At 67.4% G+C, this 16,415-nt stretch carries 11 protein-coding genes; 8 read left to right on the top strand and 3 right to left on the bottom strand.

Translation table 11 applies throughout. The features are described from left to right. Positions 1 to 52: 52 nt before the first annotated feature. Positions 53 to 1,954, bottom strand: coding sequence for an ABC transporter ATP-binding protein (locus EDF18_RS15740; RefSeq protein ID WP_123548796.1), 1,902 nt, complete (start codon positions 1,952 to 1,954; stop codon positions 53 to 55). A 309-nt stretch (positions 1,955 to 2,263) separates the two neighbouring features. Between EDF18_RS15740 and EDF18_RS15735 the strand changes: the two genes are divergently transcribed. The 3 genes from EDF18_RS15735 to EDF18_RS15725 are packed head-to-tail and all read left to right on the top strand — an operon-like array spanning position 2,264 to position 6,153. Further along, positions 2,264 to 3,202 carry a DUF1837 domain-containing protein gene (locus tag EDF18_RS15735; protein WP_148050111.1) on the top strand — a complete coding sequence of 313 codons (939 nt, stop codon included), beginning with the start codon at positions 2,264 to 2,266 and terminating at the stop codon, positions 3,200 to 3,202. Continuing rightward, complete coding sequence (locus EDF18_RS15730) at positions 3,199 to 5,778, top strand: DEAD/DEAH box helicase (RefSeq protein WP_123548794.1); 2,580 nt, start codon at positions 3,199 to 3,201, stop codon at positions 5,776 to 5,778. Before EDF18_RS15735 ends, EDF18_RS15730 begins: the two co-directional genes overlap by 4 nt. Before the next feature lie 6 nt (positions 5,779 to 5,784). Then, positions 5,785 to 6,153, top strand: a complete 369-nt coding sequence (locus EDF18_RS15725; protein ID WP_369878407.1) for a DUF3892 domain-containing protein — start codon at positions 5,785 to 5,787, stop codon at positions 6,151 to 6,153. 117 nt (positions 6,154 to 6,270) lie between these two features. Here the strand turns inward: EDF18_RS15725 and EDF18_RS15720 are convergent, their stop codons facing one another. Continuing rightward, a complete protein-coding gene (locus EDF18_RS15720) occupies positions 6,271 to 7,425 on the bottom strand; it encodes an ROK family transcriptional regulator (RefSeq protein WP_199732475.1) in 1,155 nt (384 codons plus the stop codon). Positions 7,426 to 7,523: 98 nt separating this feature from the next. Between EDF18_RS15720 and EDF18_RS15715 the strand changes: the two genes are divergently transcribed. The 5 genes from EDF18_RS15715 to EDF18_RS15695 all read left to right on the top strand — a co-directional run bounded on the left by EDF18_RS15715 (position 7,524) and on the right by EDF18_RS15695 (position 15,022). Continuing rightward, positions 7,524 to 9,839: an alpha-galactosidase gene (locus EDF18_RS15715; protein WP_123548791.1), complete on the top strand. Its 2,316-nt coding sequence runs from the start codon at positions 7,524 to 7,526 to the stop codon at positions 9,837 to 9,839. A gap of 212 nt (positions 9,840 to 10,051) precedes the next feature. Further along, a complete protein-coding gene (locus EDF18_RS15710) occupies positions 10,052 to 11,407 on the top strand; it encodes an ABC transporter substrate-binding protein (protein WP_123548790.1) in 1,356 nt (451 codons plus the stop codon). Then, complete coding sequence (locus EDF18_RS15705; RefSeq protein WP_123548789.1) at positions 11,407 to 12,360, top strand: carbohydrate ABC transporter permease; 954 nt, start codon at positions 11,407 to 11,409, stop codon at positions 12,358 to 12,360. Before EDF18_RS15710 ends, EDF18_RS15705 begins: the two co-directional genes overlap by 1 nt. Then, positions 12,360 to 13,259 (top strand): carbohydrate ABC transporter permease, encoded by a 900-nt coding sequence (locus EDF18_RS15700; protein WP_123548788.1) that lies wholly within the window; start codon positions 12,360 to 12,362, stop codon positions 13,257 to 13,259. Before EDF18_RS15705 ends, EDF18_RS15700 begins: the two co-directional genes overlap by 1 nt. A 95-nt stretch (positions 13,260 to 13,354) precedes the next feature. Further along, positions 13,355 to 15,022 (top strand): alpha-glucosidase, encoded by a 1,668-nt coding sequence (locus EDF18_RS15695; RefSeq protein ID WP_123548787.1) that lies wholly within the window; start codon positions 13,355 to 13,357, stop codon positions 15,020 to 15,022. 165 nt (positions 15,023 to 15,187) lie between these two features. On the opposite strand, the gene EDF18_RS15690 is transcribed toward EDF18_RS15695, so the two are convergent. Beyond that, positions 15,188 to 16,171, bottom strand: coding sequence for a magnesium and cobalt transport protein CorA (locus EDF18_RS15690; protein ID WP_123548786.1), 984 nt, complete (start codon positions 16,169 to 16,171; stop codon positions 15,188 to 15,190). Positions 16,172 to 16,415 lie beyond the last annotated feature (244 nt).

Below are 16,415 nucleotides of genomic sequence, written 5' to 3'. Positions count from 1 at the left end.
TCCCCCTGCGGGAGGGCGGCGGGCCCGTCGGCGTTCCGGGGCCTGCGCGGTCCTACGGCCGGACCGCCGCCTCCTCGTCGGGCTCCACGTCCTTCTGCACGGCGAACTGGGTGCGGTGCAGCTCTTCGTAGCGGCCGGCCGCGGCGAGCAGCTCGTCGTGGGTGCCGCGCTCGACGATGGAGCCGTCCTCGACCACGAGGATCAGGTCCGCGCTGCGGATCGTGGAGAGGCGGTGCGCGATCACCATCGCCGTCCGCCCCTCGAGCGCCTCGCTCAGCGCCGCCTGCACGGCGGCCTCCGAGGTCGAGTCGAGCGCCGCGGTCGCCTCGTCGAGGATGACGACGCGAGGCTGGGCGAGCAGGAGGCGGGCGATCGTCATCCGCTGGCGTTCGCCTCCTGAGAGCCGGTAGCCCCGCTCCCCCACCATCGTGTCGAGCTGGTCCGGCAGCGAACGGAGCAGCGGCTCGAGCCGGGCACGACGGACGGCGTCCCACACCTCGGCCTCGGTCGCCTCAGGCCGCGCCAGGCGCAGGTTGCTGAGGATCGTCTCGTGGAACAGGTGGCCGTCCTGCGTCACCATGCCCAGGGTGTGGCGCATGGAGGCGAAGGTGACGTCGCGCACGTCGGCGCCGGCGAGGCGCACGGCACCGCTGTCGACGTCGTACAGGCGCGAGAGCAGCTGGGCGATCGTGGACTTGCCCGCACCCGACGTGCCCACGAGCGCGACGGTCTGTCCCGGCTCGATGCGGAACGAGACGCCGTGCAGCACCTCTTCGCCGCCGCGGGTGTCGAGGGTCGAGACCTCCTCCAAGGAGGCGAGCGAGACCTTGTCGGCAGACGGGTACGCGAAGCGGACGTCGTCGAACTCGACGCTCACCGGGCCCTCGGGGACGGAGGTGGCGGCCGGCTTCTCCTGGATCAGCGGCTTGAGGTCCAGCACCTCGAAGACGCGCTCGAAGCTGACCACGGCGCTCATGATCTCGACCCGGGCGCTCGCGAGGCCGGTCAGCGGCACGTAGAGGCGGGTGAGGAGGAGCGCCAGGGTGACCACCTCGCCGGTGTCTAGCTGGCCGGCGAGGGCGAGGAAGCCGCCGAGGCCGTAGACCAGGGCGAGGGCCAGCGCGGAGACGAGCGTCAGCGCGGTGACGAAGACGAACTGCAGCAGCGCGCTGCGGACCCCGATGTCTCGGACACGAGCCGCGCGCACGCGGAACTCCTCCGCCTCCTCGTCGGGGCGGCCGAAGAGCTTGACGAGGGTGGCGCCCGGGGCCGAGAAGCGCTCGGTCATCTGGGTGCTCATCGCGGAGTTGTGGTCGGCGGCCTCGCGGCGCAGTGCGGCGAGGCGGCTGCCCATGCGTCGGGCGGGGATCAGGAAGATCGGCAGCATGATGACGGCGAGCACCGTCACCAGCCAGGAGGTGCTGAGCATGACGATGAGGGTGAGGATCAGTGCGACGACGTTGGTGACGACGCCCGAGAGGGTGCCGCTGAAGGCTTGTTGGGCACCGATGACGTCGTTGTTGAGGCGGCTGACGAGGGCGCCCGTGCGGGTGCGGGTGAAGAACGCGATGGGCATCCTCTGGACGTGGTTGAAGACGGCGGTGCGGAGGTCGAGGATGACGCCCTCGCCGATCCGGGCCGAGAACCAGCGCGTCAGGAGCGAGACGCCGGCGTCGGCCACGGCCACGACGGCGATGAGGACGGCGAGCCGGATGATCATCGACACCTCGCCCTTGGCGACGATGACGTCGACCACGCGGCCGGCCAGGACCGGTGTCGCGACGGCGAGGAACGCCCCCACGACGGAGAGCGCGATGAAGATGACGAGCTTCGCCCGGTAGGGCACGGCGAACGTCATGATCCGCCGGACGGACTCGCGGGAGATGCCGTGCTTGCCGTCCCTCGCGGACGAGATCTTGTAGAGCGAGCTCCAGGCCGCGCCTTCCATGCTCATGGGTGGTTCCTTCCGTGGGGTGCAGGCCCGACGTCTGCGGCGGGCCGCCCCGGGGTTCGCGGTTCTGCCCCTGGGCGGCGTGAGGGGGGCAGTACGAGTCAACTCGGGTGGTGGGAGTTCTGCGGGCTGTGGTCGCGACGTGCCTGCCGACCTGCTGGGCCGATGAGCCGGGTACGTCGGCCACAGACTGCCCCCGAAGTACATGTGCGAAAAACCGAGTGGCGATCCGGAGAATGCCTCACGATTCCTGCAAACTATATGAGCGCGCCCCGAGTTGCGGAGGCCGACGTGCATCATCGGGGGTACGGCATGGTCGACGAGGCAATTATCGTTGAACAGTTCATTGAGCTAGCAAGGGGCACAGGCAACTCGATCATCGATTTTCTGCCAGCTTTTCAAGCAGCTGTTTCCATCCCCGAAACATCGACTGTTGTTAGAACGCACTTTCTTGCCCACGATGCCAATGGGGCTCCTGCCTCGGAGCTTCTGGCGGGCGCAATGGCGTCAGCGACCATGGACTTCTGTATACCTCGCTCGAAGATCGAGCGAGCGCACGCGGAGTACGAGAAAACCAACTCGACGGCGGCCATTGTGGGCCTGCACGAGCAGGCCCGCAACTTGTTCGTAAAGTCGGAGAGCTCTGGGGAAGGCGGCGAGCTCCTCTTGTTCCTACTTATGGAGCGGGTGCTACAGCGACCTCAATTGATCTCGAAGATGGCCCTGAAGACGAACACTGAGGTCCACGTGCACGGCTCTGACGGCATCCACGCCAGTCTCGCGAATGATGGGGTTCTGGACGTCTACTGGGGCGAGTCGAAGCTCTATAAGTCCAGCTCAGAGGCGTTCAAGGATTGTTTCGAAAGTATCGCTCCGTACCTGCGGCCTGATGGCGACGCACGCCGGAGACAGGACCTGCTCCTGGTACGTGATCACCTCAACGTGACCCAGATCGAGTTGGCGACTCATCTGCTCGAGTATTTCGACGAAACAAACCCGAAGACGTTGAAAGTGAGATGGAACGGGGTCTGTCTCGTCGGCTTTGACCACGACAAGTATCCGGATATATCTGACCTCGATGAGACCAAGCAACAGGAAATATCGAGGGCTGTGGGCCGCTGGCATAAGACGGTTGGAAACCGCGTAAAGGAATTCGAAGTCGTGGGCGTGAACATAGACCTGTTCTGCATCCCGATGCCCGACGTTGCGGATCTACGCGCTCGGGTCCTAAGTCGCATGGGGGCTAAATGACAACCGACACAGCTCTAGACGATGTCGTTTTTGCCTCCCGCAAGTTTAGGGAAGTGCTCGACGCCGCACGCAAACTGACCATCCGTTCGGAGTTCGCCACGGTGGTCTGGGACGAGGAGGTTTCCACGATCGACTGGGGATTCGCTTTGCTATACGCCAGCGCGATGACCTCGTCTCGTTCAGAACGGTCTCAGTCTGCAATTCTCCGGATCGCGACTGCTTGCATGCTATCCGCCGACGCGACAGATGCCCATAAAGCAGCATCTGCTGCACTGCTGGAACGCAGCGGTAATCACATGGCCGTTGAGTTGGCTGAGTCTCGGAACCGCCTGCCTGCTGATGCCTGGTTAAAGCTGCCTGGAGCGCTGCGCATGGAGGTGGTCCGCAGCCGTATTGACTACTCGGTTGGTCTCTCTGACGGGCGGGTACTGCCGGTCAACCCGTTCCAGGGGAGATTCTGGGAGGCCGTAGAGACGAACGACTGGCTGAGCGTCTCCGCGCCCACTTCCGCAGGGAAGTCCCGCATTATTCGAGAGCATTTTCTAGAGGTTGCCCGCCAGGCAGGGCCTTTCACGCTCGTCTACCTGGTACCGACTCGTGCCCTCATCGAGGAAGTATCCATGGACCTACGAAGAGAAGCGCCCTCTGATGTCGACGTCTTCACTATGCCCTGGGACCCTGACCTATCGGAGTCTCCAAGAACAGTGCTGGTAGTCACGCAGGAACGGCTCCACCTCGTCCTCGAGCTCTTTCCCATGCTTGGCGTGGACCTCCTCTTCGTCGATGAAGCACAATCGCTTGCCGGCGACGCGCGAGGTGTTCTGCTACAACACGCGATCGAGCGGACCGTCCGGCGGAGCCCAGAGACGCAAGTCCTCTTTGCCAGCCCTTTGAGCTCCAACCCGGAACTTTTGATCGAAGACGCGCCGCCCGATCGGAGCGCCCATGCCTTTGTCTCCGAGACGGTGACCGTCAATCAGAACATTCTCTGGGTCGAACACATCGACCGGAAACCTCAGCGCAGATCCGTCTCACTCGTCTCAGATGGGCACAGCCAAAAAGTGGGCGAACTCGTGCTGGCCCAACGTGCGACAAGTGTGCCCATGCGCATCGCCCTAGTGGCACATGCATTTGCCGGCAACACGCCCGGTAACGTCATCTACGTCAATGGTCCAAGCGAAGCAGAAAAAGTCGCAAAGGCCGTCTTCGAGCAACTTCCGACCTCAGGGGACGTCGATGAGGAAATAGAAGATTTGCGGGACTTGATTAAGACAGCCGTGCACAGCAAGTACTTGCTCGCCGACGTGCTCCTGCGGCGCGTGGCATTCCATTATGGCAACATGCCGCTCGTCATTCGAGCAGAAATCGAGCGTCTCTTTGGAGAGGGCAAGATTCACTACTTGATCTGCACTTCGACCTTGCTGGAGGGCGTAAACCTCCCGTGCCGAACCATCTTCATGCGCAACCCACAAAAGGGAACCGGAAATCCGCTCCGCGAAGGTGACTTCTGGAATTTGGCAGGACGCGCCGGCCGCTGGGGCAAGGAATTCGAAGGCAATGTGGTGTGCATCGACACTGACGATGACAAACTTTGGCCCAATCTGCCGCGGGTACGAAAGCGGTCACAGATTACTCGTGCTGTGAGCACAGGCCTGGAAGACGCGTCGGGACTACTCGCGTTCGTGCGATCCGTCGACGACGTTTACAACGACAGCGCTGCCGAAAGCCTCTTCGCATACCTCTGCGCCCGCCACCTTTCAGGCGATCCCATTCAGGGGCTCCTCGAGCGTGTCCTTCTCGACTCAGAACGAAGCGAGATCGAATCCGCGGTCCTTCTTGCAGCAGCTGAGCTCAGCATTCCTGTCGAAATTATTACGCGGCACGCCGGCATCGCGCCCATTTCAATGGAGCGACTCCTCTCCAGCTTTCGTCGATCTGGAAGGACGCCGGCCGAGTTAGAGCTACCGCTGCCGGAGGAACCTGACGCGAGACCACGCTTCCAAGAAGCCCTGGTGCTGGTTGGCGCTACCATGACGCATGTCTTCGGCGCGCCCCGTTCAAGCGAGGATCGTCGTAAGTGGCAACTCGCAAACCTGATCGTCAACTGGATGAAAGGCATGCCTTTGGCGCGCCTGATCGATCAGAGGCTTGCGACCAACCCGTCGCTTACCTCGGCGGTCGCAATTCGAGACGTCATGCGGGATATCGAATCCATCGCACGGTTCCACGCCCCCAAGTACCTTGCCTGCTACGCCGATGTGCTCGGTGTCTACGCAGCCGAGCTTGGATTGGAGGCCACGTCTCGGCCCGATTACGCAATGATGCTTGAACTTGGCGTATCCCGTACCAGTGAAGTCGTGCTGATGTCACTCGGCCTTTCCCGGACAGCTACCGTGGCCCTGTCTGATTTCATCGGAGTCGACCAGTGGTCACGGGCCGAAGCTGTCGAATGGCTCGCGGCTCAGAACCTTGATGGACTCGGTGTGCCTGTGATTCTTCAACGCGAGATCGGCGCCGTTCTCGAGGTTGCTATTCGACGCAGCGAGACGCTCAGTTCAGACGACGGTGCAATTTGAAGCGAGATGGGCCGCTCATTCCACCCCGCTGATGAATCCTCATTCATTCCAGGAATGTTCCAGCAACGCCTGCGACAGTCCGAGTCGAGGTGGCACCCGGCGACCTCGGCAACAAAGGAGTTAGCCATGACCCAACAAGTCACGAAGAGCAAAAAAGACCGAGACGGCGACATCACCGGCCTCTGCGGGGCAGCCTGGAGCCACACAAAGTCTCAAGCCGTCACAAACATCGGGGCGGACCGGTGGGCCTACTCCGTTCTCGCGGCTGGTCAGACTACATACGTGCGAGTTGGCACTCGTAACGGAAAGGACTACCTGACCACTAACGCCGACTCGACCGGACGGAACAATCTAGATAACCTTCCGGACTGCTGAGCCGAGCATAATACCCGTACCAGTAAGGGGCCTTGCCATGCTGGCGAGGCCCCTTGTTCGGTTCCAGAAGGCACAGAATGCCGCAGTGAAGGACCGTCTGGCGAAGGTCCTGTCGCTTCACGCCCCGAGAGCCCCGATCCGCGCCTGAACCGCGACCGCCGCAGCACCACGCGCCCATGCGCCGAAGTCCGCGTCCCCGGTGAGGACCCGCACCTCCGACGCGTCGGGGTCACGGTCGGCGGCGATGCCAGCACGCATCTCCGACGCCGCGACCGGGACGTCGACCAGGCCGATGCCCTCCCCCGAGAGCACCACGGTCCCGACCATCGTGAGGTTCGCGACCGCGGCGATCATGCGGCCGAGCGACCGACCGGCCGTGCCGACGACCTGCACCGCGACCGCGTTGCCCGCGGCGGCGAGCGCCAGCAGCTCCTCGTAGCTGACGAGTCGGCCGAGACCGACGGCAGCCGAGGCGCACATGCTCGTCGTCGAGAGCATCGCCGTCGAGCAGCCACGGTGCCCGTCGGCACAGATCGGACCGGTGGGGTCGAGGGGGAAGTGCCCTCCGAGACCGAGACCCGTGTCGGGCGTGATGACCTGCCGACCGTGGATCACCAGCCCGTAGCCGACACCGGCCCCGGTCGTCACCACGGCAAAGTCGTCGATCCCGCGACCGAGACCGAACCACCGCTCTGCCTCCGTCAGCGCCACGACGTCGTTCTCGACGACGACCGGCAGCCCGAGCCGCCGCGACAGCATCCCGCCGAGGTCCACCTCACGCCACTCGAGGAAAGGCGCACGCAGCACCACCTGCTGTCCGGTCACCTTGCCCCCGATGCTCACCCCGACACCCGCGATGTCCGCGACGTCACCGCCCGACCCGGCGAGCGCCTCCACCACCGCGGCCAGCACCTCCACCACCTCCTCGGGCGAGTGCCCGGCGAGGTCGGCGACGTGCTCGCCCAGCGTCTTGGCCCGCAGGTCGGTCAGCACCCCGAGTGCCTGGTCGCCGGTGAGCTTGATGCCGACGAAGCGCTGCAGGTCGACGCGCACGTCGAGCGGCTTGGCGGGGCGGCCGACGGCTCCGGCGAGCTCGACGGCTCCCTCGACGAAGAGACCGCGGTCGAGGAACGGCTTGCTCAGCCGCGTGAGGCTCGCCGGCGACAGGCCCAGCCGGCGTCCGAGCTCCGCCCGCGCGATCGGCCCGTGGATCAGCACCTCGCGCACCAGCTCACGCCCGGACTCGCCCAGCACCGGCTCCGTCGTCGTCATGCGACCGAGCATATCTTCCAGGCCGAACGAAAAGGAGGCGCCATTCGGCTTTCCGAGATCACTTGACAGCCCTATTAGTTCCGTCGTAGAACTAACCCATGCAGCGTCGCACCGAAGTCCGCACGACCGAGCTCCACCTCCGCCAGGGAGGCACGAGCGTCGTCCTCGACACCTCCGGCCCCGGCCTCCCCGGCATAGTCCACTGGGGCCCCGACCTCGGCGAGCTCAGCGCCGCCGCCCTCGCCGGAGTCGTCCTCGCCTCCCGCGCCCAGCGCACCTCCGGCGCCATCGACGAGCCGGCCCGCCTCACGCTCCTCCCCCTCGAGTCCGACGGCTGGCAGGGCACCCCCGGCCTCCTCGGCAGCCGCGCCGGCGCCTCCTTCTCACCGGCCTTCACCGTCACCGATCTCGCTGTCGCCGAGAACGGCGACAGCCCGAAGGAGGCGCGCGACACCACCGAGACCGGTGTCACCCCAGGCAGCGGCAGCACCCCCGGCAGCACCGGCGTCACGGGCACCTCCGGCACTGTCCTGACCATCACGGCCGACGACCCTGCCGCCGAGCTCCGCATCACGATCACCCTGCGTCTCGACCCCCACGGCCTGCTGCACCAGCGCCTCCGCCTCACCAACACCGCGGCTGGCTCGACCGGCGACGACGCCCGCGAGCTCGACGCCTCCGCCGCCGCCGCACTCGACACCGCCGCCACCTACGAGCTCGGCGAGCTCGCGGCGAGCTTCCCCCTGCCGCACACCGCCGGCGAGGTGCTCGACACCACCGGTCGCCACCTCCGCGAGCGCACCCCCCAGCGGCACGACCTCACGATCGGCCGCTACGACCGCGAGAGCCGCCGCGGCCGTCCCGGAGCCGACGCCACCCTGCTCGTCGCGTCCGGCACGCCAGGCTTCGGCTTCGAGCGCGGCCTCGTCCACGCCGCCCACCTCGCCTGGAGCGGCAACCACCGCGTCAGCGTCGAGCGCCTCGTCACCGGCGCCACCCACACCCGCGTCGCCGAGCTGCTGGCCCCGGGCGAGATCCGGCTGGGGCCGGGCGAGAGCTACGAGACGCCGGAGGCGCTCGGCTCGTGGGGAGACGGGCTCACCGAGCTCTCGGCACGGTTCCACCGCCTCCTTCGTGCCCGCGCCAACCACCCGGCGACACCGCGTCCCGTGACCCTCAACACGTGGGAGGCCGTCTACTTCGACCACGACCTCGGCCGCCTCAGCGCCCTCGCCGACGCCGGGGCCCGCGTCGGGATCGAGCGCTTCGTGCTCGACGACGGCTGGTTCCACGGCCGCCGCGACGACACCACCTCGCTCGGCGACTGGTGGGTCGACGAGACGGTCTGGCCCGACGGGCTCGCGCCGATCATCGACCACGTCACCGACCTCGGCATGCAGTTCGGCATCTGGGTCGAGCCCGAGATGGTCAGCCCCAACAGCGAGCTCGCGCGGGCGCACCCCGAGTGGATCCTCGGCCCCGGCGAAGGGCGCCTGCCGGCCATCGCCCGGCAGCAGCAGGTGCTCGACCTCTCGAACCCCGACGCGTTCGCGTACATCCTCGGCAAGCTCGACGCGCTGCTCACCGACCACGACATCGCCTACCTGAAGTGGGACCACAACCGCGACCTGCTGGAGTCGGGCGCCGGCGCCCCGGCACGACCGGCGGTCCACGAGAACGTCGTCGCGCTCTACCGCCTGCTCGACGAGCTGCGCAGCCGTCACCCCGGCGTCGAGATCGAGAGCTGCGCCTCCGGCGGGGCCCGCGTCGACCTGGGGATCCTCGACCACACCGACCGCATCTGGACGAGCGACTGCATCGACCCGATGGAGCGCCTCGTCAACCAGAAGCACACCGGACTGCTCGTGCCGTACGAGCTGATGGGCGCCCACGTCAGCGGGCCCCGCTCGCACTCGACCGGACGCCGCCACGACCTCTCGTTCCGTGCGGGAGTCGCCCTGCCCGGCCACTTCGGCGTCGAGTGGGACATCAGCTCGCCCGACGTCGACGACGCAACCCTCGACGAGCTCGCCGCCTGGATCGCCGTGCACAAGGCGCACCGGTCGCTCCTCCACACGGGAGTCGTCGTCCACGCCGACCTGCCCGACCCCGGCATGGACCTGCGCGGTGTCGTCGCCGCCGACCGCAGCCGCGCGCTCTACACGTTCACGCAGGTCGCGACCAGCGCCAGCTACCCGGCCGGCCCGATCACGCTGCCCGGCCTCGACGACGACCGCGAGTACCGCGTCGCCCTCGCGGCGCCGACCGCCACCGTCGGCGGCCCCGGCCAGTCGCCACTCGCCTGGGCCCTCGACGGGGTCGTCCTCACCGGCCGCGCCCTGCGTCTCGGCGGCGTGCAGGCCCCGGTCCTGTTCCCCGAGCAGCTCGTCCTGCTCGAGGCCACCGCCCTCTAGCCCCGCCCCCCCCTCTCCTCATTCAGGAACATCTCGCCTGATCCTCGCGAGGGGGAGACCGATCGTCCTGATCCGTGCACCGATCAGGAATCCCCGACCCGCACCTCCTGAAATCCGAGGAGGCGCCCCGCACGACCCAGCACCAGCACCAGCACCAGCACCAGCACGACCCACGCGGCCCCGGCCGCACCCCCAGCGCAAGGAGGCGCACAGTGAGTCCCCGATCCCACTCCCCCGGTCCGACCAACGGCGAGCACCACGGCACGCGCAAGCACCGCGGCCGCCTCGCCGCAGCCGCGCTCGGCACCGCCGTCGTCCTCGCCGGCCTCACCGGCTGCGCGCCCGGCAGCGGCCCCGACGCCGACGGCGTCACGACGCTCGACTTCTTCCAGTTCAAGCCGGAGGCGGTGCAGGACTTCGCCGACATCATCACCGACTTCGAGGCCGAGAACCCCGACATCCGCGTGGTGCAGAACGCCGTGCCCGACGCCGACACGGCGATCCGCACCCTGCTCGTCAAGAACAAGGTGCCCGACGTGCTGACGCTCAACGTCAGCGGCAACTTCGCCGAGCTGGCGCGGGCCTGCGTCTTCGCCGACCTCAGCGACGAGCCCTCCGCCGACACGGTGAACCCCGCCGTGCAGGAGATCGTGCAGGACCTCGGCAGCTGCGACCAGGGAGGCGGACAAGAGGTCAACGCCCTCCCCTTCGCCAACAACGCCTCGGGCATCATCTACAACCCCGACATCTTCGCGGCGCAGGGCGTCGAGGTCCCCACCACGTGGACCGAGCTGATCGCCGCCGCCGACACCTTCGAGCAGGCCGGCATCGCGCCGTTCTACTGCACGATGAAGGATGCGTGGACGGCCGGCCCCGCCTTCGTCAACCTCGGCGGCGCGCTGATGCCCGACGGGTTCTTCGACGACCTGCGGGCCGAGGGATCGGGCGTGAAGGACGGCGCCGTGTCGTTCAGCAAGGACTTCGGCCCCGCCATGGAGAAGCAGACCCAGCTCTTCTCCTACTGCCAGGACGACTTCGCCAGCCGCGACTACAACGCGGGCAACCTCGCCTTCGCGAACGGCGAGTCGGCGATGTACCTGCAGGGCTCGTACGCGATCCCGGCGATCCGCGCCAATGCGCCCGACGCCTCCATCGGCACTTTCCCCTACCCCGTGACCGAGAACGCTGACGACCGCATCGCCGTGTCCGGCGTCGACGTCGGCCTGTCGATCGGTCGAGACAGCGACAACAAGGAGGAGGCGCAGCGCTTCGTCGACTACCTCATGTCGCCCGAGGTGGTGCAGGCCTACTCGGAGTCGCAGTCCACCTTCTCGCCTCTCAACGACGCCCAGCCCAACACCGACCCTGCGCTCGCGGGGCTCGAGCCGTACTTCACGAGCGGCCGGATCATCGGCTTCATCGACCACCAAGTGCCCGCGTCGATCCCGCTGGTGAACATGCTGCAGACCCTGGTCATCACCGGCGACGTGACCGAGTTCCTCACCGACCTCGACGACGAGTGGAGCAAGGTCGCCGCCCGCACCACCACGCAGAGAGAAGGCAAGTGATGACCGCCACCGCACCGCGGCCGACGACCGACGCCGGCCCTGAGGGGCCGACCCGCGCCTCCTCGACGAAGCACGCCCCGACCCGCCGGGCCGGCCAGGGCAAGACGCCCCGCGCCTTCTACTGGATGGTCGTGCCGGCCGTCGTCATCTTCTTCGGCCTGCACACGATCCCCGTCGTCACGGGAATGTTCTTCAGCCTCACCAACTACGCGGGCTACGGCACGTGGAGCTTCGTCGGGCTGTCGAACTACCTCAACCTGTTCCGCGACGACCGGGTGATCGCGTCGTACCTGTTCACGTTCGGGTTCGCCGTCGTGTCGACGATCGCCGTCAACGTGATCTCGCTCGCCATCGCACTCGGCCTCAACTCGAGGATCAAGTTCCGCACGGCGTTCCGCGGGATCTTCTTCATCCCCTACGTGCTGGCGATCCTCATCATCGGCTACGTCTTCAACTACCTGTTCGCGAACTCGTTCCCGACGATCCTGCAGTCGATGGGACTGCCGGGCGCCAACATCCTGGCCGACCCGCAGTGGGCCTGGGTCGGCATCGTCATCACGACGGTGTGGCAGGCGTGCGCGTTCAACGTGATCCTCTACCTGGCGGGGCTGCAGACCATCCCCGCCGAGCTGTACGAGGCGGCCGGCATCGACGGCGCGTCGTCGTGGCGGCAGTTCCGCTCGATCACGTTCCCGCTGATCGGCGCCTACTTCACCATCAACATGGTGCTGTCGTTCAAGTCGTTCCTGCAGGTGTTCGACCAGATCGTCGCCCTGACGAACGGCGGCCCCGGCACGTCGACCGAGTCGATCGCGCTCGTCATCTTCCGCGGCGGGTTCCAGGGCGGCGAGTACGGCTACCAGATGGCCAACGCCGTGCTGTACCTCTTCGTCATCATCCTCGTGTCGTTCATCCAGTTGCGCTTCCTCCAGCGCAGAGAGGCGTCGTTCTGATGAGCTCGACGATCCAGGGCGCTGAGGCCCTCCAGACCACCACCACGCCCACCCCCAAGCGGCGGCGTCGCCTCGACGGCGGCACGGGAGGCACCAACTGGTGGCTCACCGCACTGATCGCCGTCTGCTCGCTGACGGTGCTCCTCCCCCTGTACTTCACGATCGTGACGTCGCTGAAGACGCCCGACCAGCTGGGCGGCACCGGCTTCGAGCTGCCGACCGAGATCCGCTGGCAGAACTTCGTCGACGCGTACCAGCTGACGAACTTCCCGCAGGCGCTCCTCAACACGGCGCTCATCACCGTCGGAGCCGTCGTGCTGACGCTCTTCACGAACTCGCTGGTGGCCTACGCCATCGCGCGCAACATGCACAAGAAGTTCTTCCGCGGGCTGTACTTCTACTTCCTGGCCGCGATCTTCGTGCCGTTCCCGATCATCATGCTGCCGGTGGTGAAGGAGACCGCGTTGCTCGGCCTCGACACCCCCGTCGGGCTCGTGCTGCTGTACACGGTCTACGGGCTGTCGTTCAACATCTTCATCTTCACCGCGTACATCAACTCGATCCCGATCGAGCTCGAGGAGGCGGCCCGCATGGACGGCGCCAGCACCTGGGGCGTCTTCTGGAAGGTCGTGTTCCCGCTGCTGGCGCCGATGAACGCCACGGTCGGCATCCTCACCTGCGTCTGGGCGTGGAACGACTTCCTGCTGCCGCTCGTGATCCTCTCCGACCCGTCGGCGCGGACGCTGCCCCTGGCGCAGTTCATCTTCCAGGGCCAGTTCAACACGAACTACACGGTCGCCTTCGCCTCGTACCTGATGGCCCTGGCGCCGCTGCTGGTCGTCTACATCGTGGCGCAGAAGTGGGTCGTCAGCGGCGTGATGCGGGGGTCGACGAAGTGACCGACGCGCGCACGCCGCAGGCCGATGACGGCGGCCGGGACCACACTCGAGACACGACCCCGTCCCCTGCCGGGGGCACGACAGAAGGAGGAGCGGTGCCGCACACCGACGCACCCTGGTGGACGTCCGCCACGGTCTACCAGATCTGGCCCCGCAGCTTCGCCGACGGGAACGGCGACGGCGTGGGCGACCTGACGGGCATCCGCAGCAAGCTGGGGCACCTGCACGACCTCGGCGTCGACGTGATCTGGCTGTCGCCGATCTACCGCTCGCCGCAGGCCGACGCCGGCTACGACATCAGCGACTACGACGACATCGACCCGCTGTTCGGCACGCTCGACGAGTTCGACGAGCTGCTGGCCGAGGTGCACGGGCTCGGCATGAAGCTCGTGATGGACCTCGTCGTCAACCACACGAGCGACGAGCACGCCTGGTTCACCGAGTCGCGGTCGTCCGTCGACAGCCCCAAGCGCGACTGGTACGTCTGGCGCCCGCAGTCGGACGACGGGTCGCTGCCGACGGAGTGGCGGAGCGCCTTCAGCGGCCCCGCCTGGCAGCTCGACGAGGCGACCGGCGAGTGGTACCTGCACATGTTCGCGACGAAGCAGCCCGACCTCAACTGGCAGAACGCGGACATGCGAGCGGCCGTCTACACGATGATGAACCGCTGGCTCGACCGCGGCGTCGACGGCTTCCGGATGGACGTCATCAACTTCATCGCCAAGACCCCCGAGTCGCTCGCGGCCGGCTCGCCGGCGTTCGTCATGGACCCGGCGATCCACGAGCACCTGCAGGAGATGCACCGCGAGGTCTTCGCCCACCGCGGCGACCGCCAGCTCATCACGGTCGGCGAGATGCCCGGCGTGACGGTCGAGGACGCGACGCTCTTCACCGACCAGGCGCGCAGCGAGCTCGACATGGTGTTCCAGTTCGAGCACGTCGACCTCGACCGCGGTCCCGACTCGAAGTTCGACAACGTGCCGCTCGCGCTGACCGACCTGAAGCGGTCGCTCGGCCGCTGGCAGGAGGGCCTCGCCGAGCGCGGCTGGAACAGCCTCTACCTCGGCAACCACGACCAGCCCCGCAGCGTCTCGCGCTTCGGCGACGACGGTGCCCACCGGTACGAGTCGGCGACGATGCTGGCCGCCGTGCTGCACCTCCACCGCGGCACTCCGTACGTCTACCAGGGCGACGAGATCGGCATGACGAACGCCGGATTCACCTCGATCGACCAGTACCGCGACATCGAGTCGCTGAACTGGCACGAGGAGGCGCTGGCCGACGGAGCCTCGGAGGCCGACGTCCTCGAGGCGCTCCGCTTCCGCAGCCGCGACAACGCCCGCACGCCGGTGCAGTGGTCGGCGGGCGCTTCCGCGGGCTTCACGACGGGGACCGCGTGGATCGGGGTGAACCCCAACAGCGCCGAGCTGAACGTCGAGGCCGACCGCGCCTCCGGCGACCGCAGCGTCTTCGAGTTCTACCGGCGGCTGATCGCGCTGCGGCACGAGCTGCCGGTGGTGCAGCTCGGCGACTTCGCGATGCTCGCGCCCGACGACGAGCGGCTCTACGCGTTCACGCGCACGCTCGGCGACGAGCGCCTGCTCGTGCTCGCCAACTGGTCGGGCGAGCCGTACGACCTCGACCCCGGGCTCGACCCGGTGCTGCGGCGCCGGTCGGTCCCCGAGGTGCTGGTCAGCAACGTGCCGCACGGCCCCGGGTCGCTCACGCTCGCCCCCTGGGAGGTGCGCGTCCTGCGCGCCTGACCCCGCCTCCTCGTCCCCTCCCCTCCCCTCCTCATTCAGGAAGATCCGTCCTGATCCGCGCAAGAGGGGGCACGGGGTTCCTGATCGGTGCACGAGCCAGGAACCCCGTGGCCCAGATTCCTGAATCTCGCAGGAGGTGCGCTCAGGACGCAAGGAGGGCCGCGCCTACAGCCAGCGCTTGAGCTTGAAGGCGCCCCAGAGCCCGCCGCCGATGCCCACCATGAGCGCGAGGGCGAACGGGTAGCCGTACTCCCAGTGCAGCTCGGGCATCACGTCGAAGTTCATGCCGTAGATCGCGCCGATCAGCGTCGGGGCGAAGAGGATGGCGGCCCAGGCCGAGATGCGCTTGGTGACGTCGTTCTGCACCTGGGCGACGAGCGTGGCGTTCAGCGACAGGGCGTTCTGCAGCACCGCGCGGAACGTGTCGGCGCGGTCGACGACGCGGATGACGTGGTCCTGCACGTCGCGCAGCCGGCGCTCGAGCTCGGTGCCGACCTGGTACTTCTCGCCGCCGCGCAGCAGCCCGTCGAGCATGCCGACGAGCGGGCGGGTGGCCTTCTGGAAGTCCGCGACCTCGCCGAACAGCTCGTAGATGCGGCGCGAGACCCCGGCCTCGCCGGCGAACAACTGCTGCTCGATCTCGTCGATGTCGTTCTCGAGCCCCTCGACGACCGGTGCGTACGCGTCGACGATCGCGTCGAGCACCGCCCAGAGGATCGCCTGCGGGCCCACCCGCAGCAGGTCGGGCTTCGCTCGCAGCCTCGACACGCTGCGCGCGAGGTAGCGCGAGTCGATGTCGGAGACGTGGTTGATGCCGATCAGGAAGTCCGGCCCGACGAAGAAGTGGATCTCGCCGAACTCGACCCGCTCCTCGGCGTCGAGGTAGACCGCCGGCCGCACGACGACGAAGAGGGTCGTGCCGTAGCGCTCGAGCTTGGCGCGCTGGTGGCCGTGGCCCGCGTCCTCGACGGCGAGCTCGTGCAGGTCGAAGCGGGCGGCCAAGGAGGCGAGCTCGGCCTCGTCGGGCTCGCTCAGCACCACCCAGGCGGTGCCGTGCGTCTCGGCGAGCGCCGCGTAGGTCTCGTCGAGCGTGTCGGGGCTCGCGGCGACTCGTCCGTCGACGTAGACGTCGTTGATCAGCAGGGGCATCCGCCCAGTGTCGCAGCCCGGCGGGCGCCGGATGGTTCCGCTCGACCTCGAGTGGTCCGAATCAGGTCCTCCACGAGCGGCAGACGACCAGACCTGACCACGCTGCGGGCCGGCCCGTCTAGTGGAGCCGGCCATCGCCTCCTCGCCCCCCGAGTGGTCCCAATTGGGCCCTGACCGAGCGGCGAAGGACGATTCCTGACCACGTGACAGGCCAGGGGGGCCGGAGGTCGGGGGCCGGACCGGG

The sequence above is a fragment of the Frigoribacterium sp. PhB107 genome, from assembly GCF_003751515.1.
In the GTDB taxonomy this organism is placed as follows: domain Bacteria; phylum Actinomycetota; class Actinomycetes; order Actinomycetales; family Microbacteriaceae; genus Frigoribacterium.
Note: the sequence above shows the minus strand (reverse complement) of the source record. Positions and strands in the feature narration are given on the sequence as shown.

Excerpts from the sequence above, each read along its gene's own strand:
- EDF18_RS15740 (WP_123548796.1), bottom strand. The coding sequence starts at position 1,954 with ATGAGCATGGAAGGCGCGGCCTGGAGCTCGCTCTACAAGATCTCGTCC.
- EDF18_RS15735 (WP_148050111.1), top strand. The coding sequence starts at position 2,264 with ATGGTCGACGAGGCAATTATCGTTGAACAGTTCATTGAGCTAGCAAGG.
- EDF18_RS15730 (WP_123548794.1), top strand. The coding sequence starts at position 3,199 with ATGACAACCGACACAGCTCTAGACGATGTCGTTTTTGCCTCCCGCAAG.
- EDF18_RS15725 (WP_369878407.1), top strand. The coding sequence starts at position 5,785 with ATGGGCCGCTCATTCCACCCCGCTGATGAATCCTCATTCATTCCAGGA.
- EDF18_RS15720 (WP_199732475.1), bottom strand. The coding sequence starts at position 7,425 with ATGACGACGACGGAGCCGGTGCTGGGCGAGTCCGGGCGTGAGCTGGTG.
- EDF18_RS15715 (WP_123548791.1), top strand. The coding sequence starts at position 7,524 with ATGCAGCGTCGCACCGAAGTCCGCACGACCGAGCTCCACCTCCGCCAG.
- EDF18_RS15705 (WP_123548789.1), top strand. The coding sequence starts at position 11,407 with ATGACCGCCACCGCACCGCGGCCGACGACCGACGCCGGCCCTGAGGGG.
- EDF18_RS15700 (WP_123548788.1), top strand. The coding sequence starts at position 12,360 with ATGAGCTCGACGATCCAGGGCGCTGAGGCCCTCCAGACCACCACCACG.
- EDF18_RS15690 (WP_123548786.1), bottom strand. The coding sequence starts at position 16,171 with ATGCCCCTGCTGATCAACGACGTCTACGTCGACGGACGAGTCGCCGCG.